Source organism: Paraoerskovia sediminicola (assembly GCF_030296575.1).
Lineage (GTDB): Bacteria > Actinomycetota > Actinomycetes > Actinomycetales > Cellulomonadaceae > Paraoerskovia > Paraoerskovia sediminicola.
Window position 1 is genome coordinate 553,963 of sequence record NZ_AP027729.1, and the last position, 23,358, is coordinate 577,320.

17 protein-coding genes and 5 pseudogenes are annotated in these 23,358 nt (G+C 71.8%); 2 read left to right on the forward strand and 20 right to left on the reverse strand.

The annotated features are described in order from the left end of the window. Positions 1 to 30 precede the first annotated feature (30 nt). The 19 genes and pseudogenes from QUE47_RS02745 to QUE47_RS02830 all read right to left on the reverse strand — a co-directional run bounded on the left by QUE47_RS02745 (position 31) and on the right by QUE47_RS02830 (position 19,906). A pseudogene (locus QUE47_RS02745) lies at positions 31 to 1,051 on the reverse strand (polyprenyl synthetase family protein). A gap of 18 nt (positions 1,052 to 1,069) precedes the next feature. Continuing rightward, positions 1,070 to 2,110 (reverse strand): NADH-quinone oxidoreductase subunit N, encoded by a 1,041-nt coding sequence (locus QUE47_RS02750; RefSeq protein WP_286218467.1) that lies wholly within the window; start codon positions 2,108 to 2,110, stop codon positions 1,070 to 1,072. Between the two features lie 77 nt (positions 2,111 to 2,187). Next, positions 2,188 to 2,373 (reverse strand): annotated as a pseudogene (locus tag QUE47_RS02755) (proton-conducting transporter transmembrane domain-containing protein); the annotation flags it as partial. Positions 2,374 to 2,816: 443 nt separating this feature from the next. Beyond that, entirely contained in the window at positions 2,817 to 4,376 is a 1,560-nt protein-coding gene (locus QUE47_RS02760) for an NADH-quinone oxidoreductase subunit M (protein WP_286218468.1), read from the reverse strand. A gap of 14 nt (positions 4,377 to 4,390) precedes the next feature. Continuing rightward, the gene (gene nuoL, locus QUE47_RS02765; RefSeq protein ID WP_286218469.1) at positions 4,391 to 6,394 is read right to left on the reverse strand and encodes an NADH-quinone oxidoreductase subunit L; all 2,004 of its coding nucleotides are present in this window, start codon (positions 6,392 to 6,394) and stop codon (positions 4,391 to 4,393) included. Between the two features lie 25 nt (positions 6,395 to 6,419). Beyond that, entirely contained in the window at positions 6,420 to 6,719 is a 300-nt protein-coding gene (gene nuoK, locus QUE47_RS02770) for an NADH-quinone oxidoreductase subunit NuoK (protein ID WP_286218470.1), read from the reverse strand. Between the two features lies 1 nt (position 6,720). After that, complete coding sequence (locus QUE47_RS02775; RefSeq protein ID WP_286218471.1) at positions 6,721 to 7,626, reverse strand: NADH-quinone oxidoreductase subunit J; 906 nt, start codon at positions 7,624 to 7,626, stop codon at positions 6,721 to 6,723. Between the two features lie 310 nt (positions 7,627 to 7,936). Beyond that, positions 7,937 to 8,098, reverse strand: a pseudogene (locus tag QUE47_RS17090) (hypothetical protein); the annotation flags it as partial. Then, positions 8,071 to 8,205: pseudogene (locus QUE47_RS17095) on the reverse strand (NADH-quinone oxidoreductase subunit NuoI); the annotation flags it as partial. The pseudogenes QUE47_RS17090 and QUE47_RS17095, both read right to left, overlap by 28 nt. A 97-nt stretch (positions 8,206 to 8,302) precedes the next feature. Beyond that, entirely contained in the window at positions 8,303 to 9,697 is a 1,395-nt protein-coding gene (gene nuoH, locus QUE47_RS02785; RefSeq protein WP_286218472.1) for an NADH-quinone oxidoreductase subunit NuoH, read from the reverse strand. Further along, complete coding sequence (locus QUE47_RS02790) at positions 9,694 to 12,357, reverse strand: NADH-quinone oxidoreductase subunit G (RefSeq protein ID WP_286218473.1); 2,664 nt, start codon at positions 12,355 to 12,357, stop codon at positions 9,694 to 9,696. The genes nuoH and QUE47_RS02790 overlap by 4 nt, the downstream gene beginning before the upstream one ends. Further along, positions 12,357 to 13,694, reverse strand: coding sequence for an NADH-quinone oxidoreductase subunit NuoF (gene nuoF, locus QUE47_RS02795; RefSeq protein ID WP_286218474.1), 1,338 nt, complete (start codon positions 13,692 to 13,694; stop codon positions 12,357 to 12,359). Before nuoF ends, QUE47_RS02790 begins: the two co-directional genes overlap by 1 nt. Continuing rightward, a complete protein-coding gene (gene nuoE / locus QUE47_RS02800; RefSeq protein ID WP_286218475.1) occupies positions 13,691 to 14,584 on the reverse strand; it encodes an NADH-quinone oxidoreductase subunit NuoE in 894 nt (297 codons plus the stop codon). The genes nuoF and nuoE overlap by 4 nt, the downstream gene beginning before the upstream one ends. Continuing rightward, positions 14,581 to 15,938: pseudogene (locus QUE47_RS02805) on the reverse strand (NADH-quinone oxidoreductase subunit D). Before QUE47_RS02805 ends, nuoE begins: the two are co-directional and overlap by 4 nt. Continuing rightward, entirely contained in the window at positions 15,935 to 16,654 is a 720-nt protein-coding gene (locus tag QUE47_RS02810; protein ID WP_286218476.1) for an NADH-quinone oxidoreductase subunit C, read from the reverse strand. Before QUE47_RS02810 ends, QUE47_RS02805 begins: the two are co-directional and overlap by 4 nt. Continuing rightward, positions 16,651 to 17,202, reverse strand: a complete 552-nt coding sequence (locus tag QUE47_RS02815; RefSeq protein WP_286218477.1) for a NuoB/complex I 20 kDa subunit family protein — start codon at positions 17,200 to 17,202, stop codon at positions 16,651 to 16,653. Before QUE47_RS02815 ends, QUE47_RS02810 begins: the two co-directional genes overlap by 4 nt. A gap of 75 nt (positions 17,203 to 17,277) precedes the next feature. Then, positions 17,278 to 17,640 carry an NADH-quinone oxidoreductase subunit A gene (locus QUE47_RS02820; RefSeq protein WP_286218478.1) on the reverse strand — a complete coding sequence of 121 codons (363 nt, stop codon included), beginning with the start codon at positions 17,638 to 17,640 and terminating at the stop codon, positions 17,278 to 17,280. A 34-nt stretch (positions 17,641 to 17,674) separates the two neighbouring features. Then, entirely contained in the window at positions 17,675 to 18,979 is a 1,305-nt protein-coding gene (locus QUE47_RS02825; protein ID WP_286218479.1) for a geranylgeranyl reductase family protein, read from the reverse strand. 231 nt (positions 18,980 to 19,210) lie between these two features. Next, positions 19,211 to 19,906, reverse strand: a complete 696-nt coding sequence (locus QUE47_RS02830) for a demethylmenaquinone methyltransferase (protein WP_286218480.1) — start codon at positions 19,904 to 19,906, stop codon at positions 19,211 to 19,213. 33 nt (positions 19,907 to 19,939) lie between these two features. On the opposite strand from QUE47_RS02830, the gene QUE47_RS02835 reads away from it, so the two are divergent. Both QUE47_RS02835 and QUE47_RS02840 read left to right on the forward strand, forming a co-directional pair. Further along, positions 19,940 to 21,433, forward strand: coding sequence for an isochorismate synthase (locus QUE47_RS02835; protein WP_286218481.1), 1,494 nt, complete (start codon positions 19,940 to 19,942; stop codon positions 21,431 to 21,433). Between the two features lie 55 nt (positions 21,434 to 21,488). After that, positions 21,489 to 21,962 carry a GNAT family N-acetyltransferase gene (locus QUE47_RS02840; protein WP_286218482.1) on the forward strand — a complete coding sequence of 158 codons (474 nt, stop codon included), beginning with the start codon at positions 21,489 to 21,491 and terminating at the stop codon, positions 21,960 to 21,962. Between the two features lie 101 nt (positions 21,963 to 22,063). Here the strand turns inward: QUE47_RS02840 and QUE47_RS02845 are convergent, their stop codons facing one another. Beyond that, the gene (locus QUE47_RS02845; RefSeq protein ID WP_286218483.1) at positions 22,064 to 23,338 is read right to left on the reverse strand and encodes a S1C family serine protease; all 1,275 of its coding nucleotides are present in this window, start codon (positions 23,336 to 23,338) and stop codon (positions 22,064 to 22,066) included. Positions 23,339 to 23,358 lie beyond the last annotated feature (20 nt).

The following is a 23,358-nucleotide window of genomic DNA, read 5'->3' on the forward strand; positions in this document are numbered from 1 at the left end:
CCCCATACCGCTCCGCAGCAGGTGCGCGGGTCAGGCCGCGCGGTCGGCGAGCGTCGTCGCGAGCTCTGCGAACGTCTCCTTGACGGCCCCGTCCGGGAGCGGCGCCAGCTCGTCCGCCGCCTCGCGCGCCCATCGCACCGCGAGCTCGCGCGTCTCCCCGAGCACGGGGTGGGCGCGGAGGTCCGCGACGACCGCGGCGAGCACCGCGTCGTCCGAGAGGTCGCCGTCGAGCCGGGCCAGCAGGTCCGTGTCGGACGGCGCGGCGTCGGGTCCCGCGGCCCTGCGCCGCAGCAGCAGCACCGGCATGGTCGGGACGTGCTCGCGCAGGTCGGTTCCGGGGTCTTGCCCGACTCGTCGCCCGTCGAGGCGAGATCGAGCACGTCGTCGGCGAGCTGGAACGCGACGCCGAGCTTCTCGCCGTACGCGCTGACGGTCTCGACGTGCTCCTGCGGGCAGCCGGAGAACATCGCGCCGAACCGTGCCGACGTCGCGAGGAGCGACGCGGTCTTGTCGGCCAGCACCTGCAGGTAGTGCTCGACGGCGTCCTCGTCGCCGCTCGGCCCGACGGTCTCGTGCAGCTGGCCGAGGCAGAGCCGCTCGAACGTCGCGGCCTGGATGAGCACCGCCTCGGGGCCGAGCCCGGCGATGGTCCGCGAGGCCCGGGCGAACAGCAGGTCCCCCACGAGGATCGCGACGCTGTTGCCCCAGACCTCGTGCGCGCTGGGTGCGCCGCGCCGCGTGGGCGCGGAGTCCATGACGTCGTCGTGGTAGAGCGTGGCGAGGTGGGTGAGCTCGACCCCCACCGCGGCGTCGACGAGGCCCTCGCCCGCCGGGTCGCCGAGCTCGGCGGCGAGGAGCGTCAGGAGCGGGCGCAGACGCTTCCCCCGGCCGACACGAGGTGCCGCGACGCGGTGTCGGCGAGCGTGTCCGCCTGCGTCACCGTCTCGCGCAGGCGCGCCTCGACGAGCTCGAGCCGCGAGCTGATGCGCTCCGAGATCTCGGGGTCGACGAGCGGGAGCGCGGCCGTGGCGGCGCGGGGCACAGATGTCACGGGACCGAACTTACCGTCCTAGCCGAGCAGACCGAGAACCGGCGACGGGAAGATCCCGAGGCCGATCACCCCGACGGCGCAGACGAACAGGGCGATCAGCGCGAGCGGCTTCGGTGCCACGACGGTGACCGCTGCGTCCTCGTCGGCCGGCGTGAAGTACATCAGCACGATGATCCGGACGTAGAAGAACACCGCGACGGCAGAGCTGAGGACACCGACCAGCGCGAGCACCCAGTCGCCGCCCGCCACCGCTGCGGAGAACACGCCGAACTTCGCGACGAAGCCCGCGGTGAGCGGGATACCCGCCATCGAGAGCAGGAACAGCGAGTACAGCGCGGCCAGCCACGGGCTGCGGCGGCCGAGGCCCGCCCACTGCGAGAGGTGGGTCGCCTCGCCGAGCACGACCGGCGGCTCGACCGCCGTCTCGTCATCGCTCGCGGACCCGTCGGACGCGCCGGACGTCGTGACCGGACCGGTGGCACCGGCGCCGTCCGCGGCCGCGGTCGTCGCACCCGCGCCCGAGCCCGCGGCGCCGACGAGGGCTCCGACCGTGGCGGAGCGCGAGGTCTCGCGGACCAGCGTGACGACCGTGAAGGCGCCGACCGTCGCGAGGCCGTAGGCCAGCAGGTAGAAGATCAGCGACGGGAGAGCGCTCCCGACGCCTGCCGTCCCCACGAGGCTGAGCAGGCCGATCACCCCGACCAGGAGGAACCCGGTGTGCGCGATCGCGGAGTACCCGAGGATCCGCTTGACGTCGACCTGGACGAGCGTCACGACGGACCCCACGACCATCGACGCGATCGCGAAGGTCCAGAGCCCGACCTCGAGCGCCTGATAGGCGTCCGGCAGCCCCACCTGGAGCCCGGCGCCCACGATCACGAGCACGCGGATCAGCGCCCCGAAGGCCGCGGCCTTGGTGCAGGCCGCCATGAACCCGGTGATCGGCGTCGGTGCACCCTGGTAGACGTCCGGCGTCCAGACGTGGAACGGCGCGGAGCCGACCTTGAACAGCAGACCGGTGAGCAGGAACAGGATGCCCAGCAGCGCGAGGAGGTCCATCCCTCGGCGCCGGCCAGCCCCTGGCCGAGGGCCTGCCCGATGTCGGAGATCCCGACCGAGCCCGTCGCCCCGTAGAGCAGCGCCGTCCCGAACAGGAAGAACGCGGAGGCGAAGGCACCGAGGACGAAGTACTTGAACGACGCCTCCTGGCTGAGGAGGCGACGCCGGCGCGCCATCGCGGTGAGCACGTAGAGCGGGAGCGACAGGACCTCGAGCGCGACGAACATCGTCAGCAGGTCACCCGCGGCGGGGAAGATCATCATGCCGCCGACCGCGAAGAGGACGAGCGGGTAGACCTCGGTCTGGACCAGGCCGCGGCGGCGCGCGAGGTCCTCGTACGGCGTCCCCGGCACGGCGGAGGCCGTGGGGGCGAAGGCGTCCTCGCCCGACGCGCTGCGGTCCGCGATCACGAGCAGCGACACGGCGGCCAGCAGCACCACCACCGCCTGGATCGAGAGCGAGAACAGGTCGACCTGGTAGGCGCCGCCGAGCACGGCGCGGGGGCCGGTCTCGTTGACGTCCTGCCACAGCAGGCCCAGGGCGACGAGGCCACCGACCAGCGCCGCGAGCGACAGGGTGAGCTGCGTCGTCCGACGCGCACGGGCCGGGACGAAGGCCTCGACCAGCACCCCGATCACGCCGGCACCCAGGACCACGAGCAGCGGGACGAGGGCGCCCCAGTCGACCGTCGGTGCGAAGAAGTTCGTCACGAGTCACTCCCGTCGGTGGTGCTGGCAGCATCGGCGGCCGGGTCGGTGACACCGACCGCCGTGAGGGTCGTGGTCGCCGGGTCGCGGACGAGGTCGAGCGCCGGGGCCGGGTAGAGGCCCAGCACGAGCAGCCCTGCGATCAGCGGGCCCACGACCCACTTCTCACGTCCCGACAGGTCCGGGGTCGCGGCGAGCGCCTCGGGGACCTCACCGGTGAAGGCGCGCTGGTAGGTCAGCAGCACGTACAGGGCGGCGAGGACGACGCCGAGCGCCGCGACGATCGCGATCGCCGGGTTGGTCGCGTACGTGCCGAGGAACACCATGATCTCGGAGACGAACGTCGACAGCCCCGGCAGAGAGAGGGCGGAGAGGCCGGCGACGAGGAACGTGCCCGCGAGGACCGGGGCGATCTTCTGCAGGCCCCCGTAGTCCGCGATCCGCTGCGAGCGCTCCGGGTGCCGTGCGACGAGGAAGCCGGCGAGGAGGAACAGGGCCCCGGTCGAGATCCCGTGGTTGAGCATGTACAGCGACGAGCCCGAGATGCTGAGCTGCGTGAACGCGAAGATGCCCAGCACGATGAACCCGAAGTGGGACACCGACGTGTAGGCGATGAGCCGCATCAGGTCCTTCTGGCCGATCGCCATCAGCGCGCCGTAGAGGATCGAGACGAGCGCCAGCACGACGATCACGGGCGCGGCCCAGCGGCTCGCGTCCGGGAACAGCGGGAGGCAGAGCGTGAGCATCCCGAACGTGCCGACCTTGTCGAGCACCCCGACGAGCAGCGCGGACGTGCCGGCGGGGGCGGCCTGCGCGGTGTCGGGCAGCCACGTGTGCACCGGGAACATCGGCGCCTTGATGGCGAACGCGACGAAGAAGCCGAGGAAGAGCAGCCGCTGCGTGGACTCGTCGGCCGTCAGGTTCCCGACGAGGTTCTCGGTGAGGAAGCCCTGCTCCCCGCCCGGCCCGTTGAGGTACAGGGCGATCACGGCGACGAGCATGATCAGCCCGCCCGCGAGCGAGAAGAGCAGGAACTTGATCGCCGCGTAGCGCCGCTGGGCGCCACGGCCGAACGCGCCGATCATGAAGTAGACCGGGATCAGCATGGCCTCGAAGATCACGTAGAACAGGAACACGTCCCGGGCCACGAAGATCGCCACCATGAAGGACTCGAGCGCCAGGACCAGCGCCATGTAGGCACCCGTGCGACCCAGGGCACCGTCCGGCGTCAGGTTCTCGCGCCACGCGGCGCCGATCACCAGGGGCACGAGGCCGACGGCGAGGGCGACGAGCAGGAGCGCCACGCCGTCCACCCCGACGGCGTAGCTCGCGCCGAGCTGCGGGATCCACGCGTGGGTCTCGAGGAGCTGGTGCTCCTGCGCCGCGGAGGTGTCGAACGCGAGGACCGTCAGGACCAGGAGCACGACCTCGACGAGCGAGAAGCCCAGGGCGACCTCGCGGACGCGGGTGCGGGCGGACGTCGACCCGAGGAGCCAGACGACGAGGGCTCCGACGAGCGGTACGACGATCAGCGTCGTCAGCCAGGGGAAGGAGATCATTTCGGTCACTTTCCTCAGCTCGCCAGCGCCAGGACGACGGCGACGATCACGATCAGGCCGGCCAGGATGGTGGCCGCGTAGGTCCGGACGTATCCGTTCTGCGCCTTGCGCCACACGCTCGCGCTGCGCGAGAACATCGCGCCGAGGCCCATGAAGGACCCGTCGACGATCTCCTTGTCGGCGTAGACGAGCGTGCGCGTCAGGTACTGCCCCGGACGCATGACCAGGGCCTCGTTCACGTCGTCCTGGTACAGGTCCTTGCGTGCTGCGCGCGTGAGCGCCGAGCCGCGCGGCGGGGTGATCGGGACGTCGGCCACGGTGTACTGGCGCCACGCGAGGGCGATGCCGGCCAGGACGAGCAGGAGCGTCAGGACGATGAGCACCCACGGCGCGAGCACGGGCTCACCGTGCTCGGCGTGCCCCGTGACGGGCTCGAGCCACGTGACGAACATGTCGCCCCACGCGAGGATCCCGCCGAGCGCGACCGAGCCGATCGCCAGGATGATCATCGGGACCGTCATGAGCTTGGGCGACTCGTGCGGGTGCCGGACGTCGCCGTCCTGCGGGCCCGCACCGCTCACCGAGCCGGAGCCGTCGTTCCAGCGTCGACGGCCGGTGAACGTCATGAAGAACAGGCGCGACATGTAGAACGCGGTGATCCCGGCACCGATGAGCGCCGCGAGACCGAAGACCCAGGCGCGCCACTCCTGGCCGTCGACCGGGATGAACGCGACCTCGATGATCTTGTCCTTGGACCAGAACCCGGAGAACGGCGGGATGCCGAGGATCGCGAGCCAGCCCAGGCCGAACGTCACGAACGTGACCTTCATGAACCGGGACAGCCCACCGAAGCGGCGCATGTTCACGCCGTCGTCCATGCCGTGCATCACGGACCCGGCGCCGAGGAACATGCCGGCCTTGAAGAACCCGTGGGTGACGAGGTGGAAGATCGCGAACGCGTAGCCGACCGGACCGAGGCCGGCGGCGAGGATCATGTAGCCGATCTGGGACATCGTCGAGGCGGCCAGCGCCTTCTTGATGTCGTCCTTCGCGGAACCGACGATCGCCCCGAAGATCAGGGTGACGGCGCCGACGATCACGACGACGAGCTGAGCGGTCGGGGTCGACTCGAAGACCGGCGCGGAACGCACGACGAGGTAGACGCCCGCGGTGACCATCGTCGCCGCGTGGATGAGCGCCGAGACCGGGGTCGGGCCCGCCATCGCGTCGCCGAGCCACGCCTGCAGCGGGAACTGCGCCGACTTGCCGCAGGCCGCCAGGAGGAGCATGAGGCCGATCGCGGTCGCGATCCCGGCGCTCGCCTCGGGCGCCTGGGCGAATACCTCCGAGAAGTTCAGCGACCCGAACGTCGCGAGCATGAGCATCATGGCGACGAGGAGGCCGATGTCACCGACACGGTTCATGACGAAGGCCTTCTTCGCCGCGACCGCGTTCGCCCGCTCGTGGTACCAGAACCCGATGAGCAGGTACGACGCGAGACCCACGCCCTCCCAGCCGACGAACAGCAGCAGGTACGAGTCGGCCATGACGAGGACGAGCATCGCCGCGACGAAGAGGTTCAGGTACGCGAAGAACCGGCGCCGGTTCTCGTCGTGCTCCATGTACGCGATCGAGTAGATGTGGATCAACGAGCCGACGAACGTCACGAGGAGCACGAACGTCACGGACAGCGGGTCGATCCGCAGCCCGGCGCTGACGTCGAGCGTGCCCGCGGGGATCCACTCGAACAGCGTCATGTCGTAGACGCGGTCGCCGGTGTCGAGCCCGGTGAGCCCCACGAAGAGGATCAGGCCGACGACGAACGCGCCGGCGGACATCAGCACGCCGAGCCAGTGGCCCCAGCGGTCGCTGCGCCGTCCGAGGAGCAGGAGGAGCGCTGCGCCGAGGAGCGGCAGGAGGATGACGAGCGGCGCCGCCTGCAACGAGGCGGGCACGTCGGTCGAGGCGCCGTGCGTCTCGGCCGGGACGGCCGACGCGAGCGACGTCAACGAGGGCATCTGAGCCAGGTACATCTGTGCCCCTTCAGTTCTTCAGGAGGTTGACGTCGTCGACGGACGCGGACCGGCGGGAGCGGAAGATCGCGACGATGATCGCGAGCCCCACCACCACCTCGGCAGCGGCCACCACCATGACGAAGAACGCGATGACCTGTCCCTGCGCGTCGCCGTGCATGCGGGCGAACGTCACGAACGCGAGGTTGCAGGCGTTGAGCATGAGCTCGACGCCCATGAACACGATGATCGCGTTGCGGCGCAGGAGGACGGTCGCGGCGCCGATGGAGAAGAGGATCCCCGACAGCACGATGTAGTGCATGAGCTCCATGTCAGCGGTCCTCGCTCTCGGTGCCGGACGGCGTCGCGTCGTCGGGTGGACCGTCGTCAGGTCGGGCGTCGGGTCCGGGGTGCGCGTCGGCCGCGCCGTCCGTCCCGGCCGTGTCGGGCAGGTCGGCACGCACGCTCAGGAGCGAGTGGTCGGGCATGTGCTCGACCATGACGTCGCGCTCGGACTCGAGGATCGAGGACTCCGAGCGGGCCTGGCCGCGGATCCGCAGCACGCGGGAGATCGACTCCGGGATCGGGCGACCCTGGGCGTCGAGCGCGGGCACATCCATCGCGTTGTGCTGCGCGTAGACACCCGGCGCCGGGAGCGATACGAGACGGCCGCCCTCGGGGAGCCTCGCGACCTTCTCGTCGGCACGCTCCTTCTGCCCGCGGTGCGGCTCGAGGCGCCGGCGGTGCGTGAGCACCAGCGCGGCGACCGCGGCCGTGACGAGGAGGATCCCGACGACCTCGAACGTGAAGACGTAGTCGGAGAAGAGGATGCGTGCGAGCGTCACCGGGTTGGTCTGCTCGTCGGCCGGCAGGCCGACCGCGGGCGGGAACGTCACCTGGACGACCACGCCGACGATGATGGCGACGAGCCCGAGGCCGAGCAGCGCGCCGATCCAGCGCTGGCCCTTGATCGTCTCCACCAGCGAGTCCGAGGCGTCGACCCCGACGAGCATGAGGACGAAGAGGAACAGCATCATCACGGCGCCCGTGTAGACGACGATCTGGACGACGCCGAGGAACGGCGCCTCCTGGGCGATGTACAGCACCGCGAGGCTGATCATCACGAAGACGACGGCGACCGCCGCGTGGACCGCCTTGCGCGTGAAGAGCAGACCCATCGCCGCGATCACCATCAGCGGCGCGAGGATCCAGAACAGGACGTCCTCCCCCGTGCTCATCGTGCGACCCCTCGGCTGCGGGCGGCGCCGGGTCCCCGGCGGGCGTCTCGTCGGGCTGGGCGGGCGTGCCCGAGTCACCGGAGTGCTCGTCGACCCAGGCGCGCTGGGCGTCCGTCGGGCCGGTGATCTCGCCCCGGTAGTACTCGGTGTCCGTCGTGCCCTCGACCATCGGGTGCGGGGCCGGCAGCATGCCGTCCCGGAGCGGGGCGAGCAGGTCCTGCTTCTCGAAGATCATGCCCTCGCGGGTCTGGCCGGCGAGCTCGTAGTCGTTCGACATCGTCAGCGCCCGCGTGGGGCACGCCTCGATGCAGAGCGCGCAGAAGATGCAGCGCAGGTAGTTGATCTGGTAGACGCGGCCGTACCGCTCCCCGGCGACATGTGGCCGCCGTCGGGCAGGTCGGCGTTGTCGGCGCCCTCGACGTAGATCGCGTCCGCAGGGCAGGCCCACGCGCACAGCTCGCAGCCGATGCACTTCTCGAGCCCGTCCGCGTAGCGGTTGAGCTGGTGCCGACCGTGGTAGCGGGGCTGGGTCGGGACCTTCTGCCGCGGGTACTGCTCGGTCACGACCGGCTTGAACATCGACGAGAAGGTCACGCCGAAGCCCGCGACCGGAGCGAAGAGCTCCTTGATGCCCGTCGCCTTGGGCAGCAGCGGTTCGTACGGGGTGGGGGCGTCGTCAGGCACGGGGACCCTCCTCGGTGTCGGACGTGTCGGGGACCGGCACGGCGGCGGACCGCCGTCGTGGTGACGGGGGCAGCTTCTGCCCCGGCAGCGGCGGGACGGGGTAGCCGTGCGCGAAGGCGTCGAACTCGACGTCCGCGGTCTGCGCGGCACCGGGGTCCGAACCCGCACCGGCGGTGGGCCCGTCGGTCTTCGCCTTGGACTTCGGGTCGGGCCAGAACCACAGCACCGCGAGCAGCACGACCGCCAGCACCCCGGCGCCGATGAGGAACCCGCGGGTGTCGACGTCGCCGAACTGGCGCACGCCCTGGGCGATCGACAGGAGCACGACCCAGCCGAGGGCGACGGGGATGAGCACCTTCCAGCCGAACTTCATGAACTGGTCGTAGCGCAGGCGCAGGACCGTGCCGCGCACCCACACGAACAGGAACATGAAGGCCCACATCTTGGCGAGGAACCAGAGGATCGGCCACCAGCCCTCGTTGAACATGCCGTCGTTGATCGCCGACAGCGGCCACGGGGCGCGCCAGCCGCCGAAGAAGAGCGTGGTGGCGATCGCCGAGACGTTGATCATGTTGATGTACTCCGCGAGGAAGAACCACGCGAACTTCATCGACGAGTACTCGGTCATGTAGCCGGACACCAGCTCGCCCTCCGCCTCCGGGAGGTCGAACGGGAGGCGGTTGACCTCACCCATCATCGAGATCACATAGATCACGAAGGCGGGCAGCAGCGGCAGGAACCACCAGAGCTGGGTCTGCGAACCGACGATCTCCGACGTGGACATCGAGCCGGCCATGATGAAGACCGTGACGAGCGAGAGGCCCATCGCGAGCTCGTAGCTGATCACCTGGGCGGTCGAGCGCACCGAGCCGAGCAGCGGGTACGTCGAGCCGGAGGACCAGCCACCGAGCACGATCCCGTACACGCCGAGCGACGCGCACGCGAGGATGTACAGCACGGCGACCGGGAAGTCGGTGAGCTGCGCGGGTGTCACGTAGTCGGTGAACGGGATCCGGACCTCGGGCCCGAACGGGATCACGGCGAAGACGAGCAGCGAGCAGAACACCGAGATCATCGGCGCCAGCAGGTAGACGAACTTGTCGGCCGCCTTGACCGTCATGTCCTCCTTGAGCAGGAGCTTCATGGCGTCGGCGAGCGACTGGAGCAGACCGAACGGTCCGTGGACGTTGGGGCCCGGGCGCAGCTGCATCCGGGCGACGACCTTGCGCTCGAACCAGATCGCGATCAGCACGCTGGTCAGCAGGAACACGACGATGAGGACGGCCTTGACGAGGTACGTCCACCCGTTGTCCTGCGAGAAGTCGGCGGCGACGCCCGCGATCCCGGGCGTCTCCGTCGGCAGGCTCAGCACGCTCAGGCTGCTCATCGCAGGCTCCCCTCGTCGGACCCGGAGACCGGGGGCGAGGCGACGTCCGCCCCCGCCGCGGCGACCCGGACGGTGTCACCGGGACCGGCCCCCAGCGACTCGTGCACGGCGCTGCCGGGCGAGCGCAGCGGCAGCCACACGACGTGGTCGACCATCTCGGTCACGGCGACCGGGAGCGTCACGGCCCCGCGGTCGCTACGGACGGTGAGCAGGTCGCCGTCCGACACCTGGCACGCGGCAGCCGTCACCGTCGAGACGCGGGCCACCGGACGCTTGGCCGTGCCCGCGAGGAACGGCTCGCCGTCCTGACCGCGCCCGGCGTCGAGCAGCAGGCGCCAGCTCGCCAGCACGGCCGTCCCGGGCTCGACCGCGGGCGGCTCGACCGGGTCGACCGCGGGCGCCGCGGCACGCGCGCCCGTCCAGGCGGCGAAGCCCTCGACCTCGGCGCGCACCTGGTCGAGCGAACCCAGGCCGAGCGGCGCGCCGAGCGTGTCGGCGAGCGCGTCGAGGACGCGGTGGTCCGCCATCGCGGACGACTCCAGGGCCTGCCCGAAGGGACGCACGCGCCCCTCCCAGTTCCAGTAGGCGCCGGACTTCTCGGTCGGCGGGGCGACCGGCAGCACGACGTCGGCGAACCCGGTGACCTCGGACTCCCGGACCTCGAGCGAGACCAGGAACTCGGCCTGCGCGAGCGCGCGCCGGGCGTGTGCCGGGTCGGGCAGGTCGGAGAGCTCGACACCGCCGACGACGGCGCCCGCGAGCTGACCGACGGCCAGGGCGTCCACGATGTCGTCCGCCGACCGGCCGGGCGCGTCCGGGAGCGCCGCGACGCCCCAGGAGCCGGCGACCTCGGCGCGCGCGGCGTCGTCCGCCACGGGGCGACCGCCCGGGAGCAGCGTCGGCAGCGTCCCGAGCTCGACCCCAGCACGCTCACCCGCACGACGCGGGATCCAGGCGACGCGGGCACCGGTGCGCTCGGCGAGCCTCAGGACCGCGCTGTACGCGCCGGGCACACCCGCGAGCCGCTCCCCGACGAGGATCACCGCGCCGGGCTGCCCCAGGGCTTCGCCCGCGAGGGCGACCGACTGCGGGTCCTGCGTCTCGCCGTCGGCGATCCCGTCGAGCCACTCGGCCTCGGTGCCGGGCGCGGCGGGGAGCAGGGTGCCGCTCATCCGCTCGAGCCCGCGGGTGGCGAACGGTGCGACCGAGAAGACCTTCAGCCCGCGCTTCTCGGCGGCCTTGCGCAGCCGCAGGAACGTGACGCCGGCCTCCTCCTCGGCCTCCAGGCCGACGAGCAGAGCAGCGGGCGCGGCCTCGAGGTCGGCGAACGTGACCCCGATGCCCGAGCCGGCGACGAGGTGGGCGAGGAACGCCGACTCCTCGTCGCTGTGCACCCGGGCCCGGTGGTCGACGTCGTTGGTCCCGAGCGCGACCCGCGCGAACTTCGCGTAGGCGTACGCGTCCTCGACGGTGAGCCGACCGCCGGGGAGCACCGCGACGCCGCCGCGCTCCTTGGCCGCGGCCAGCCCCTCGGCGGCGAGCTCGAGCGCCTCGACCCAGCTCGCCGGGCGCAGGGCGCCCCGGGTCACCGTGCCGTCGGCCGCGACCGACCGCTCGCGCACGAGCGGGGTGGAGAGCCGGTCCGCCGCGGACTGCCAGGCGAACGCGAAGCGGTCCTTGTCGGTGATCCACTCCTCGTTGACGGCCGGGTCGTCACCGGCGAGCCGGCGCAGGACGACGCCGCGACGGTGGTCGACGCGGATCGCGGACCCGCACGAGTCGTGCTCGGCGACCGCCGGGGTCGAGATCAGGTCGAACGGCCGCGACCGGAACCGGTACGCGGCGCTCGTGAGAGCCCCGACCGGGCAGATCTGCACCGTGTTGCCGGAGAAGTACGACGCGAAGGTGCTCCCCGACTCGTCCGCGAGGGCGGCGCCCACCGGGACGTCGGCCCCGCGCTCGGGGTCGACGGGCTCCTCGAAGTCGAGGACCGACTCGTCGAAGCGGCCGATCTGCTGCGACGCGCCGCGCTTCTGCAGGTCGATGAACGGGTCGCCCGCGATCTCCAGGGAGAAGCGGGTGCAGCGCTGGCAGAGGATGCAGCGCTCGCGGTCGAGCAGGATCTGCGTCGAGACGGCCAGCGGCTTGGCGAACGTCCGCTTGGCGTCGACGAGGCGCGAGGTCGGCCGCCCGTGGCTCATCGCCTGGTTCTGCAAGGGGCACTCGCCGCCCTTGTCGCAGACGGGGCAGTCGAGCGGGTGGTTGATGAGCAGCAGCTCCATGACGCCGTGCTGCGCCTTGTCGGCGACGGCGGAGGTGAGCTGGGTCTTGACGACCATGCCCGGGGAGGCGGTCAGCGTGCACGACGCCTGCGGCTTGGGCATCGGGCGCAGGTTGCCCTCGCGGTCGGGCATCGACACCTCGACGAGGCACTGGCGGCACGCGCCGGCCGGCTCGAGGAGCGGGTGGTCGCAGAACCGCGGGATCTCGACGCCGATCTCCTCGGCGGCGCGGATGACGAGGGTCCCCTTCGGGACGGACGTCTCGACGCCGTCGATCGTGAAGGTGACCTCGTCGGCGCGGGCCGGCGTCTTCGCCTCGTCGGAGCCCTGGGAGCCCTTGTCGGCTGCCCCGCTCTTGCCCTGGGTGGTGACGGTCATCAGTGGGCCCCCGCTCCGGTGAGTGCCTTGGGCTCTCGCGGCGTGTAGTCGAACAGTGCTGACTTCGAGTGGTCGAACGGGCACGCACCACCGGTGATGTGCGCCTCGTACTCGGCGCGGAAGTACTGGATGCTCGAGGTGATCGGCGACGTCGCACCGTCGCCGAGCGCGCAGAACGCCCGGCCGAGGATGTTGTCGCACACGTCGAGCAGGACGTCGAGGTCCTCCTGCGTGCCCTGGCCGGCCTCGACCCGCTGGAGCACGGCGCGCAGCCAGAACGTCCCCTCGCGGCACGGGGTGCACTTGCCGCAGGACTCGTGCGCGTAGAACTCGGTCCACCGGGTCACCGCGCGCACGACGCACGTGGTCTCGTCGAAGATCTGCAGGGCCCTGGTGCCGAGCATCGACCCTGCGGCGCCGACCGACTCGTAGTCCAGCGGGACGTCGAGGTGCTCGTCGGTGAACAGCGGCGTCGACGACCCGCCCGGGGTCCAGAACTTCAGCTGGTGGCCCTCGCGCATGCCGCCGGCCATGTCGATGAGCTCGCGCAGCGTGATGCCGAGCGGCGCCTCGTACTGGCCGGGGGTCTTGACGTGCCCGGACAGCGAGAAGATCCCGTAGCCCGCGGACCGCTCGGTCCCCATGCCCTTGAACCAGTCGGCGCCGTGGCGCACGATCGACGGCACGCTCGCGATGGACTCGACGTTGTTGACGACGGTGGGCCGCGCGTAGAGCCCGGCGACCGCGGGGAACGGCGGCTTGAGCCGCGGCTGACCGCGACGTCCCTCGAGGGAGTCGAGCAGCGCCGTCTCCTCGCCGCAGATGTACGCACCGGCCCCGGCGTGGACGGTGACGTCGAGGTCGTAGCCCTTGCCGAGCACGTCCTTGCCGAGCAGGCCGGCGGCGTACGCCTCCTCGACGGCGCGCAGCAGGCGCCGGTAGACGTGCAGCACCTCGCCGCGGACGTAGATGAACGCGTGGTTGCAGCCGATCGCGAACGACGTGATCGCGACGCCCTCGACGAGCAGGTGCGGCGAGGCCATCATCAGCGGGATGTCCTTGCAGGTCCCGGGCTCGGACTCGTCGGCGTTGACGACGAGGTACCGGGGGCCGCCGTCGTCCGGGGGCAGGAAGCCCCACTTGAGGCCGGTCGGGAACCCGGCGCCGCCGCGGCCGCGCAGGCCGGAGTCCTTGACGAGCTGAACGAGGTCGCCCGGGTCCTGCCCGAGCGCCTTCTCGAGGGCGTCGTAGCCGCCGCTCGCGCGGTAGGTGTCGAGCGACCAGGAGCGGTCGGCGTCCCAGGTCTCGGTCAGGACGGGGGTCAGCGGGGAGGTCACTTGTCCGTCTCCTTCGCACCTGCGGTGTCGGACGACGTGGGGCCGCCCGGTGTGACGTCTTCCGTGGTCTCGGTCTCGCGCTCGGCGCTCGACTGCTGCTCGCCGACGGCGGGCTCGGCCTTCGTGGTCGTGGCCTCCTGCTCCACCGCGGCCGGGGCCTTGTCCTCGGCCCCCTCCGGGGCCTCGCTGCCCGGTGCGGTCCAGTCGTTCTCGCGGGCGAGCCTCAGGCCCGCGAGCGACGCGGTGCCGGCCCCCGAGCCCTCGTCTGCGCGGCCGTCCGTGAACCCGGCGAGGACCCGGCTCATCTGCTTGAACGAGCAGACGCTCGCCGCACCGCGCGTCGGGACCACGGGGGCGTCGTCCGACGTGAGCGAGTCGGCCAGCCCCTTAGCGGTCTCCGGGGTCTGGTTGTCGAAGAACTCCCAGTTGACCATCACGACCGGGGCGTAGTCGCAGGCGGCGTTGCACTCGACGCGCTCGAGGGTGATCTGCCCGTCCTCGGTCGTCTCGTCGTGGCCGACGTCGAGGTGCTCGCTGAGCGAGTCGAAGATCTCGTCGCCGCCCATGACGGCGCACAGCGTGTTCGTGCAGACCCCGACGGTGTACTTGCCGTTGGGGTGCCGCTTGTACTGCGTGTAGAAGGTCGCGACGGCCGACACCTGCGCGGTGGTCAGGCCCAGCTGCTCGGCGCAGAACGCGATGCCGTCGCGCGAGACGAAGCTCTCCTCCGCCTGCACGAGGTGGAGCATCGGCAGGAGCGCCGACCGCGAGTGCGGGTAGCGGCCCACGATCTCGGCGGCGTCGGCGGCCAGGCGCGCGTACGTCTCGTCGTCGTAGCGGCACGCGGCGGTGCGGCGGGCCAGCTCCGGGCCCTGGGTCTCGGCGGTCATCGGTCCACCCCTCCGAGCACCGGGTCGAGCGAGGCCACGGCGACGACGACGTCGGCGACCTGACCCCCTCGCACAGTGCCGCGACGGCTTGCAGGTTGTTGAACGAAGGATCACGGAAGTGGGCACGGTAGGGCCGCGTCCCGCCGTCCGACACCAGGTGGACGCCGAGCTCGCCGCGCGGCGCCTCGACCGTCTGCCAGGCCTGCCCGGCCGGGACCCGGAAGCCCTCGGTGACGAGCTTGAAGTGGTGGATCAGGGCCTCCATCGACTGGCCCATGATCTCCCTGATGTGGTCCAGGGAGTTGCCCTGGCCGTCCGAGCCGATCGCGAGCTGTGACGGCAGCGCGATCTTCTTGTCGCCGACCATCACCGGGTCGCCCTCGGTCGCGTCGAGGCGCTCGAGGCACTGCTCGACGATCTTGAGGGACTGGAAGCACTCCTCGAGCCGCAGGACCACGCGGGAGTAGGAGTCGCAGTCGGTCGACGTGGGGACGTCGAAGTCGTACGTCTCGTACCCGCTGTACGGCTGCGCCTTGCGCACGTCGTACGGCAGGCCCGACGACCGGAGCACCGGCCCCGTCATGCCGAGCGCCATGTTGGCCGCGAGCGACAGGTGCCCGACGCCGACGAGCCGCGCCTTGAAGATCGGGTTCGCCAGCATCAGGTCGGCGAGGTTCCCGATGTACTCGCGGATCTTCGGCAGGGCCGCCCGGACCTGGGCCGTGAAGCCCTCGGGTGCGTCCTGGACGACACCGCCGGGCCGGATGTACGCGTGGTTCATGCGGAGCCCGGTGATGGCCTCCAGGAGGCGCAGGATCTCCTCGCGGGCCGTGAAGCCGACGGTCATGACCGTCGTCGCGCCCATCTCGTTGCCACCGGTGCCGATGCACACGAGGTGCGACGAGACGCGGTTGAGCTCCATGACGAGCACGCGGATGATGCTGGCGCGCTCAGGGACGTCGTCGGTGATCCCGAGCAGCTTCTCGGCGGCCAGGCAGTAGCCGGCCTCCTGGAACAGGGGCGCGAGGTAGTCCATGCGGGTGCAGAACGTGACGCCCTGCGTCCACGTCCGGAACTCCATGTTCTTCTCGATGCCGGTGTGCAGGTAGCCGATGCCGCAGCGGGCCTCGGTGACCGTCTCGCCGTCGATCTCGAGCATCAGGCGGAGCACGCCGTGCGTCGACGGGTGCTGCGGACCCATGTTGACGACGATCCGCTCCTCGCCGAGGTCGGCCGCCTCGGCCGCGATGTCGGCCCAGTCGCCCCCGCTCGCCTCGAAGGACGGGATCGAGCTGTCGAAGTCGCCCGACGCGGCGCGCGTCGCGCGCGGGGTCTGGGCTCCGGTCGAAGTCACGAGTAGGACCTCCTCTGGTCCGCCGGGGGCACCGTGGCGCCCTTGTACTCGACCGGGATGCCGCCCAGCGGGTAGTCCTTGCGCTGGGGGTGCCCGGGCCAGTCGTCGGGCATCTCGATCCGTGCGAGCGCCGGGTGCCCGTCGAAGACGATCCCGAAGAAGTCCCACGTCTCGCGCTCGTGCCAGTCGTTGGTCGGGTACACCGACACGGTCGACGGGACGTGCGGGTCGGCGTCGGGCACGGCGACCTCGAGCCGCAGCGACCGGGAGTGGGTGACGGACGTCAGGTGGTAGACGGCGTGGAGCTCGCGGCCCGTGTCGTGCGGGTAGTGCACGCCGCTGACGCCGAGGCTCAGCTCGAAGCGCAGGTCCTGGTCGTCGCGCAGCGCCTGGCACACCGCGACGACGTGCTCGCGGGCGACGTGGAGGGTGAGCTCGGCGTGCGGCCCGGGCGGCGCCACGACGACGCGCTCCACGGCCGCGGCGAAGTCCGTCCCGCTCTCGGTCAGGACCTCCTCGAGCACGTCGACGGCCTCGTCGAACCAACCGCCGTAGGGCCGGGTCGCGGCAGGGGCCATCGCCACCGGGCGCTGGAGCCCGCCGAACCCGGAGGTGTCGCCGGTGCCGTGCGCACCGAACATGCCGGCGCGGACGTCGACGACCTCGATCTCGGGCCGTCCCTCGGCGCCCGGCGCCACGGCGTCGGTCCCCGTCATCGCAGGAGCCCCTTCATCTGGTGGGTGGGCGTGGCCTCGAGGGCCGCGGCCTCGGCGGCACGCGCCGCCTCCTTGCGGTTCGCGCCGAGCGGCTCGTTGCCGATCTGCTCGTGCAGCGTGGTGATCGCGTTGATGAGCATCTCGGGCCGCGGCGGGCAGCCGGGCAGGTACACGTCGACGGGGACGATGTGGTCGACGCCCTGCACGATCGCGTAGTTGTTGAACATGCCGCCGCTGCTGGCGCAGACGCCCATGGACAGCACCCACTTGGGCTCGGACATCTGGTCGTAGACCTGGCGCACGACGGGAGCCATCTTCTGGCTCACCCGCCCGGCGACGATCATCAGGTCCGCCTGGCGCGGCGACGCGCGGAAGACCTCCATGCCGTAGCGCGAGAGGTCGAAGCGGGACGCGCCCGCCGCCATCATCTCGATCGCGCAGCACGCGAGGCCGAAGGTCACCGGCCACAGGGACGCCTTGCGGAAGTACCCCGCGAGGTCCTCGACCGTCGTGAGCAGGAACCCCGACGGTGCCTCTTCGATACCCATCCCTCTACCTCCCTGCCGTTCGTGAGCTCAGGCTGCCGGACGCGCCGGCCGTGCGGGTCGTCGGACGCACCGCGATCAGTCCCACTCGAACCCACCCCGTCGCCACTCGTAGACGAACGGCACCGTGATGAGCACCAGGAACGACATCATCGCGACGAGCCCGAAGACGGCCAGCTCAGCGAAGTCGACGGCCCACGGGTACAGGAAGACGACCTCGATGTCGAAGACGATGAACGTCATCGCGACCAGGTAGTACTTGATCGGGAAGCGCCCACCCCCGATCGCGTGGGGCGTGGGCTCGATGCCGCACTCGTAGGCGTCGAGCTTGGCGCGGTTGTAGCGCTTGGGGCCGATGATCGCGCTCGCGCCGACGCCACCGAGGGCGAGCACGGCACCGATGCCGATCAGGAACAGGAGCGGCACGTACGGGTTGCTCATCGGAGGACTCCTCGTGAAGTGGCCAGGATCGAGGTCATGAGGCGGGCACCACCCGCGTGAGCCCGGCGATGACGCGGTCGACCCAGTCGCCGCCGTGGGGCTCGTAGCAGTCGGAGAGCAGCTTCAGCACGAACTTCATGATCACGGGGCGCGGCAGCCCGTAGCGGGTGCACAGCCGCATGATCTCCGGGTGCTCGATGAGCCGCACGAAGATGCGCCCGAGCGTGTAGTACCCGCCCAGCTCGGACGACATGATCTCGGGGTAGCGCTCCAGCGCGCGCTCGCGGGCACCGACGTGGGACCGCGTCCGGGCCTGCGCGATCGCGTCGGCCGCGACGCGCCCGGCCTGCATCGCGTAGGCGATGCCCTCGCCGTTGAACGGGCTGACCATGCCGCCCGAGTCGCCGACGAGCATCACGCCGCGCGTGTAGAGCGGCTTCCGGTTGAACCCCATCGGCAGCGCGGCACCGCGGACGGGGCCGATCTGGTTCTCGGGCGTGAACTCCCACTCGGCGGGGGCGTTCGCCATCCACTTCGCGAAGAGGTCCTTGTAGTCGACGTTCTGCGCGGACTGGCGGCCCGGCGTCGAGCTCACGGAGCCCAGCCCCACGTTCGCGGTGCCGTCGCCCAGGGAGAAGATCCAGCCGTAGCCGGGCAGCAGGTTCGACTCCTGGGGCTTGCCGTCCCAGAGCTCGAGGTGGCTCTCCATCCACGCGTCCTGGTGGCGCGGGGTGGTGAAGTAGGTCCGGACGGCGACGCCGACGGGGCGGTCCGCCCGCTTCTCGAGGCCGAGCGCGAGCGCGAACCGGGACGAGACGCCGTCCGCCGCCACGACGACCGGTGCGCGATAGGTGACCTCGTCGCCGCTGCGCCGGCCGCGCTCGTCCACCGGCCGGGCCGTGACGCCGACGACGCGACCCGTGCGCTCGTCGAGCAGCGGACCCGTGACGGCCGTGCGCTCCATGAGCTTCGCGCCGGTGCGCTGCGCGTGCGCGGCGAGGGTGTGGTCGAGGTTCTGGCGCGACCGCGCCAGCCCGTACGAGGGGTAGGCGGCGAGGTCGGGCCACGGGAGCTCCCAGCGGCGCCCGCCGGCGACGACCCGCAGACCGTCGTTGCGGATCCACCCGTCCTCGGTGTCCGGGTCGACGCCCATGCGGGCGAGCTCGGCGACCGCGCGAGGAGTCAGCCCGTCGCCGCAGATCTTGTCGCGCGGGAACGACGCCTTCTCGAGCAGCAGGACCGAGAGTCCGGCGGCGGCGCAGTAGTGGGCCGCCGCGGAGCCGGCCGGGCCTGCGCCGACGACGATGACGTCCGCGTCATCGTTCGTCCTCGCCTGCACAGTCGCTCCTTCGTCGTCAGACCGTCGCCCGTCGGTCGCCCCGTCGCGCGGGACCGAGTGAGCACCCGCACCCCAACGATCCCCCGAGTCGGGCACATCCGCGCGGCGGGATTGTGAAGGCGCTCACAACGATCCGGTCACACCTTAACCACGAGTCCTGACGACCGGTACCAAGGTGAACCTTCCCTCAGCGGCGCCGACCGGAGACCGGCCCGCGCCGGGGCCGAGGGGTCACGCCGGACGGGTCGCACGGTGCAGTGCCACGATCCCCGCACTGAGGTTGCGGTAGGCGACCGACTCCCAGCCGGCGTCGATCATGAGACGGGCGAGCGCAGGCTGGTCGGGCCACGCGCGGATCGACTCCGCGAGGTACTCGTACGACCCCGGGTCGCGCGTCATCGCACCGGCCACGGCGGGCAGCGCACGCATCAGGTACTCGACGTACAGCTTGCGGAACGGCGCCCACGTCGGGTGCGAGAACTCGCAGACCACCACGCGGCCGCCCGGGCGCACGACCCGGAGCATCTCGCGCAGCGCCGCCGAGGTGTCCACGACGTTGCGGAGCCCGAACGAGATCGTCACGGCGTCGAAGCTCGCGTCCGCGAACGGCAGCCGCGTCGCGTCGCCCGCGACGAACGGCAGGTCGGGGCGGCGCTTCTTGCCCTCGGCGAGCATGCCGATCGAGAAGTCGCACGGGATCACGTCGACCCCGTCCGCGTCGAAGGGCTCGCTCGACGTGCCGGTCCCCGCGGCGAGGTCGAGCACCCGCTCCCCCGGCATCGCGGCGACCGCGTCGACCGTCGCCGTCCGCCAGCGGCGGTCCTGCCACAGGGACAGGACGTCGTTCGTGATGTCGTACCGACGGGCGATCCCGTCGAACATCGAGGCGACCTCGGCGGGCTTCTTGTCCAGGCTGGCGCGCGACATGGCGCCATCGTTTCACGTCTACCCTGGTCCACGATGAACGCCGCACCCGCCGAGCCCGTGGCGCCCCGCCTGGTCGTGACCACCACCCGGATCCCCGACCTCCCGGACGGCCCCGGAGCACTCGTCGACCTCCTCCCCGACACCGCGCCGCTGGTGTGGGTACGACGCGGCGACGGGATCGTCGGCTGGGGCGAGGCGCTCCGGCTCGAGACGTGGGGGCCGGGCCGGTTCGCCGACGCCGAGGCCGCCTGGCAGGAGGTCCTGGGCCGCGCCCAGGTGCAGGACGACGTCCGCGTCCCCGGGAGCGGAGCCGTCGCCTTCGGCTCGTTCGCGTTCGAGGACTCGCCGCTCGGCTCGGCGTCGCTCGACGAGCCCGGGGACGACCTGCCCGCCGCCGGCGTCGTGATCGTGCCGCGGGTCGTCGTCGGACGCCGCGGTCCGGACACCTGGCTGACGACGCTGGACCTCCTGCCGGACCTCGTGCCGGGCGGCAGCGAGAACGGCCCCGAGGACAGCACCGAGGAGAGCCCCAGGGACGCGCCCGCAGCCGTACCCCCGGCGGACCCCGCACGCCTGCTCGACCCCGCCCGCAGGCTCCCGGTCACCGCCCCGGGCGCGGTCCACACCCGCGAGGGGTCGCTCTCGACCGAGGACTGGAAGACGGCGGTCGAGACCGCGACGGCACGCATCCGGGCGGGCGAGCTCGACAAGGTCGTGCTCGCGCGCGACGTCGTCGCCACGACCGAGCACCCCGTCGACCCGCGCCACCTGCTCGGCAGGCTCGCCAGGTCCTACGACGCGTGCTGGACGTTCAGCGTCGACGGTCTCGTCGGCGCCACGCCAGAGCTCCTCGTCCGCTCCGAGAAGGGGCTGGTCACCTCGCGCGTCCTCGCGGGCACGATCCGCCGCTCGGGCTCGTCGGAGCCCGCCGGCCCCGCTGCGGACGACGACGGCCACGACCCCGCGCTCTTCCTCGCCCGGTCGTCGAAGGACCTCGAGGAGCACGAGTACGCGGTGCGCTCGGTCGCCGACGCGCTGGCCCCGTTCTGCTCGTCCATGAACGTCCCCGAGGCCCCGTTCGTGCTGCACCTGCCGAACGTGCTGCACCTCGCCTCGGACGTGACCGGCGTGCTGCGCTCCGACCCGGCGCCTCCCGTCGACACCCACCAGCACGCGCCCGCGGAGCGGCGGACCCCGGCGGCCGGCGCCCCGTCGAGCCTCGCCCTCGCGGCGGCCCTGCACCCGTCCGCGGCGGTCTGCGGGACGCCGACCCGCGCGGCCCGTGCCGTGATCCACGACGTCGAGGGCCTGGACCGTGGCCGCTACGCCGCGCCCGTCGGGTGGTTCGGCGCCGACGGCGACGGCGAGTGGGGCATCGCGCTGCGCTCGTGCGAGATCTCGGCCACCGACGCCCGCACAGTGCGGCTGTTCGCCGGGTGCGGGATCGTCGCGGCCTCGGACCCGTCCGCCGAGCTGGCGGAGTCCGAGGCGAAGCTCGAGCCGATGCGGGGCGCGCTCGGCGCCTGACGACCTGCCTGGTCGCCCGCCTGGCCCCGACGGCGTCGCTGGTATTTTGTGCGGTATGCCACACCTGACCCAGGCCGGCGACCCGCCCGAGCCGCCGCAGCTCGACGGTCTCGTGCTGCGCAGGGCCACGAGCGGCGACCGCGAGGCGGTGTGGCCGCTCGTCCGGCAGATCCCCGGCGACCAGCCCGACCGCGGGTCCTTCGACCGCTCGTTCGGTCCCCTGGTCAGCCTCCTCGACACGTATCTCGTCGTCGCCGAGTCCCCGGACGAAGGGCTCGTCGGCTACCTGCTGGCCAACTTCCACCGCACCCTCGCGGCGGGCGGGTCCGTCGTCTGGGTCTCGGAGGTCGCCGTCCTGCCCTCGGCCCGCCGACAGGGCCTGGGCCGCGAGCTGGTCCGCGCCGCGGAGCGCTGGGCACGGTCCGTGGACGCGGTCAGCGTGAGCCTCGCGACACCGGGGGCGGGCGACTTCTACCGAGCCCTCGGGTACGTCGAGGACGCCACCTACTTCAGCCGTTCGCTCGCCTGAGCAGACGCACCGGCCCGCCCCCGATCGAGGGGGCGGGCCGGTGCGTGTGCGGTCCGGACATGTCCGGACGCGTGCCGGTCGGTCCGGGACAGGCTGGCGGGTCAGCCCTGGTTCTGCTCCTCGAAGAGCTTCTGCAGCCAGTCGGGGATGTTGTTCGGCTGGCTCTGGTCCGAGCCGTCGCCCTGCTGGCCCTGCCCGTCTCCCTGCCCGTCTTCCTGGCCGTCGCCCTGGCCGTCCTGCTGGCTCTGCCCGTCGCCCGGGACGACGCTGTCGCCACCGCTGCTGGACTGCTCGTCAGCAGGTCGCGTCGCGAAGGTGACGTCCACGGTCTGCGACGAGCCGTCGCGCACCAGCGTCAGGGTCTCCTGCTCGCCGGCCTCACGCTCGCGGACGAACGCCGTCAGGGACTCGGCACCGTTCACCGCGTCGTCGCCGATCGCGACGATCACGTCACCGGTCCGGATGCCGGCGTCCGCGGCGGGCGAGCCGTCGCTGACCGCGGCGACCTCGGCGCCGCGGCGGGTGACGCCGTCCGCGGTCGCCGAGGCGTCTGTGAGGTTCACGCCGAGGAACGCGTGCTCTGCCGTGCCGTTCTCGATGAGCTGCGCGCTGATGTTCTTGGCGAGGTTCACCGGGATCGCGAAGCCGAGGCCGATCGACCCGGACTGGGACTGCCCGCTCGACAGGCTGGCGATCGACGAGGTGATGCCGATGACGTTGCCCTCGGCGTCGAACAGCGGCCCGCCCGAGTTGCCGGGGTTGACCGCGGCGTCGATCTGGATCGCGTTCGTGACGACCACGTCAGAGGTGTCCTCGCCCGAGGCCGAGACCGGCCGGTCGAGTGCGGACACGATGCCGGTCGTCGACGTGTTGGCCAGGCCGAGCGGGTTGCCGACCGCGAGCACGGGCTCGCCCACGGCGACCGTGTCCGAGTCGCCGATCGACGCGGGCTGCAGGTCGTCCGGAGCGTCCTTGAGCTTGACCACGGCGAGGTCGGTGGTGGGGTCCGTACCGACGATCTCGGCCTCGTAGAGGCGGCCGTCGCTGAGCGTCACGCTCACGGACTCGGCACCCGAGACGACGTGGTTGTTCGTGACGATGTGACCGTCGGTGTCGATGACCACACCGGACCCCTCGCCCCCGCCCTGGGCGGTGGTGACCTGGATGGCGACGACGGACGGGGAGACGGCCGTCGTGACCTCCTCCCAGTCGGGGTTCTGCGACGTCGAGCTCGTCACGGCCGACCCGGTGCCCTCGCCGCTCGTGGAAGAGCCTGAGCCGCCGACGTCGGCCAGGGAGGCCGAGGCCGACGTCGACCCGTCGAAGGCGCCGGTGAGCGCTGCGGTCCCGAAGCTCGCGAGCAGGGCCCCGCCCACGGCGGCTGCCGTGACCGGCA

What these genes read in the sequence shown, in the direction of transcription:
- QUE47_RS02750 (WP_286218467.1), bottom strand. Translation starts at nt 2,110, where the DNA reads ATGGACCTCCTCGCGCTGCTGGGCATCCTGTTCCTGCTCACCGGTCTG.
- QUE47_RS02760 (WP_286218468.1), bottom strand. Translation starts at nt 4,376, where the DNA reads ATGATCTCCTTCCCCTGGCTGACGACGCTGATCGTCGTACCGCTCGTC.
- nuoL (WP_286218469.1), bottom strand. Translation starts at nt 6,394, where the DNA reads ATGCCCTCGTTGACGTCGCTCGCGTCGGCCGTCCCGGCCGAGACGCAC.
- nuoK (WP_286218470.1), bottom strand. Translation starts at nt 6,719, where the DNA reads ATGGAGCTCATGCACTACATCGTGCTGTCGGGGATCCTCTTCTCCATC.
- QUE47_RS02775 (WP_286218471.1), bottom strand. Translation starts at nt 7,626, where the DNA reads ATGAGCACGGGGGAGGACGTCCTGTTCTGGATCCTCGCGCCGCTGATG.
- nuoH (WP_286218472.1), bottom strand. Translation starts at nt 9,697, where the DNA reads ATGAGCAGCCTGAGCGTGCTGAGCCTGCCGACGGAGACGCCCGGGATC.
- QUE47_RS02790 (WP_286218473.1), bottom strand. Translation starts at nt 12,357, where the DNA reads ATGACCGTCACCACCCAGGGCAAGAGCGGGGCAGCCGACAAGGGCTCC.
- nuoE (WP_286218475.1), bottom strand. Translation starts at nt 14,584, where the DNA reads ATGACCGCCGAGACCCAGGGCCCGGAGCTGGCCCGCCGCACCGCCGCG.
- QUE47_RS02810 (WP_286218476.1), bottom strand. Translation starts at nt 16,654, where the DNA reads ATGACGGGGACCGACGCCGTGGCGCCGGGCGCCGAGGGACGGCCCGAG.
- QUE47_RS02815 (WP_286218477.1), bottom strand. Translation starts at nt 17,202, where the DNA reads ATGGGTATCGAAGAGGCACCGTCGGGGTTCCTGCTCACGACGGTCGAG.
- QUE47_RS02820 (WP_286218478.1), bottom strand. Translation starts at nt 17,640, where the DNA reads ATGAGCAACCCGTACGTGCCGCTCCTGTTCCTGATCGGCATCGGTGCC.
- QUE47_RS02830 (WP_286218480.1), bottom strand. Translation starts at nt 19,906, where the DNA reads ATGTCGCGCGCCAGCCTGGACAAGAAGCCCGCCGAGGTCGCCTCGATG.
- QUE47_RS02835 (WP_286218481.1), top strand. Translation starts at nt 19,940, where the DNA reads ATGAACGCCGCACCCGCCGAGCCCGTGGCGCCCCGCCTGGTCGTGACC.
- QUE47_RS02840 (WP_286218482.1), top strand. Translation starts at nt 21,489, where the DNA reads ATGCCACACCTGACCCAGGCCGGCGACCCGCCCGAGCCGCCGCAGCTC.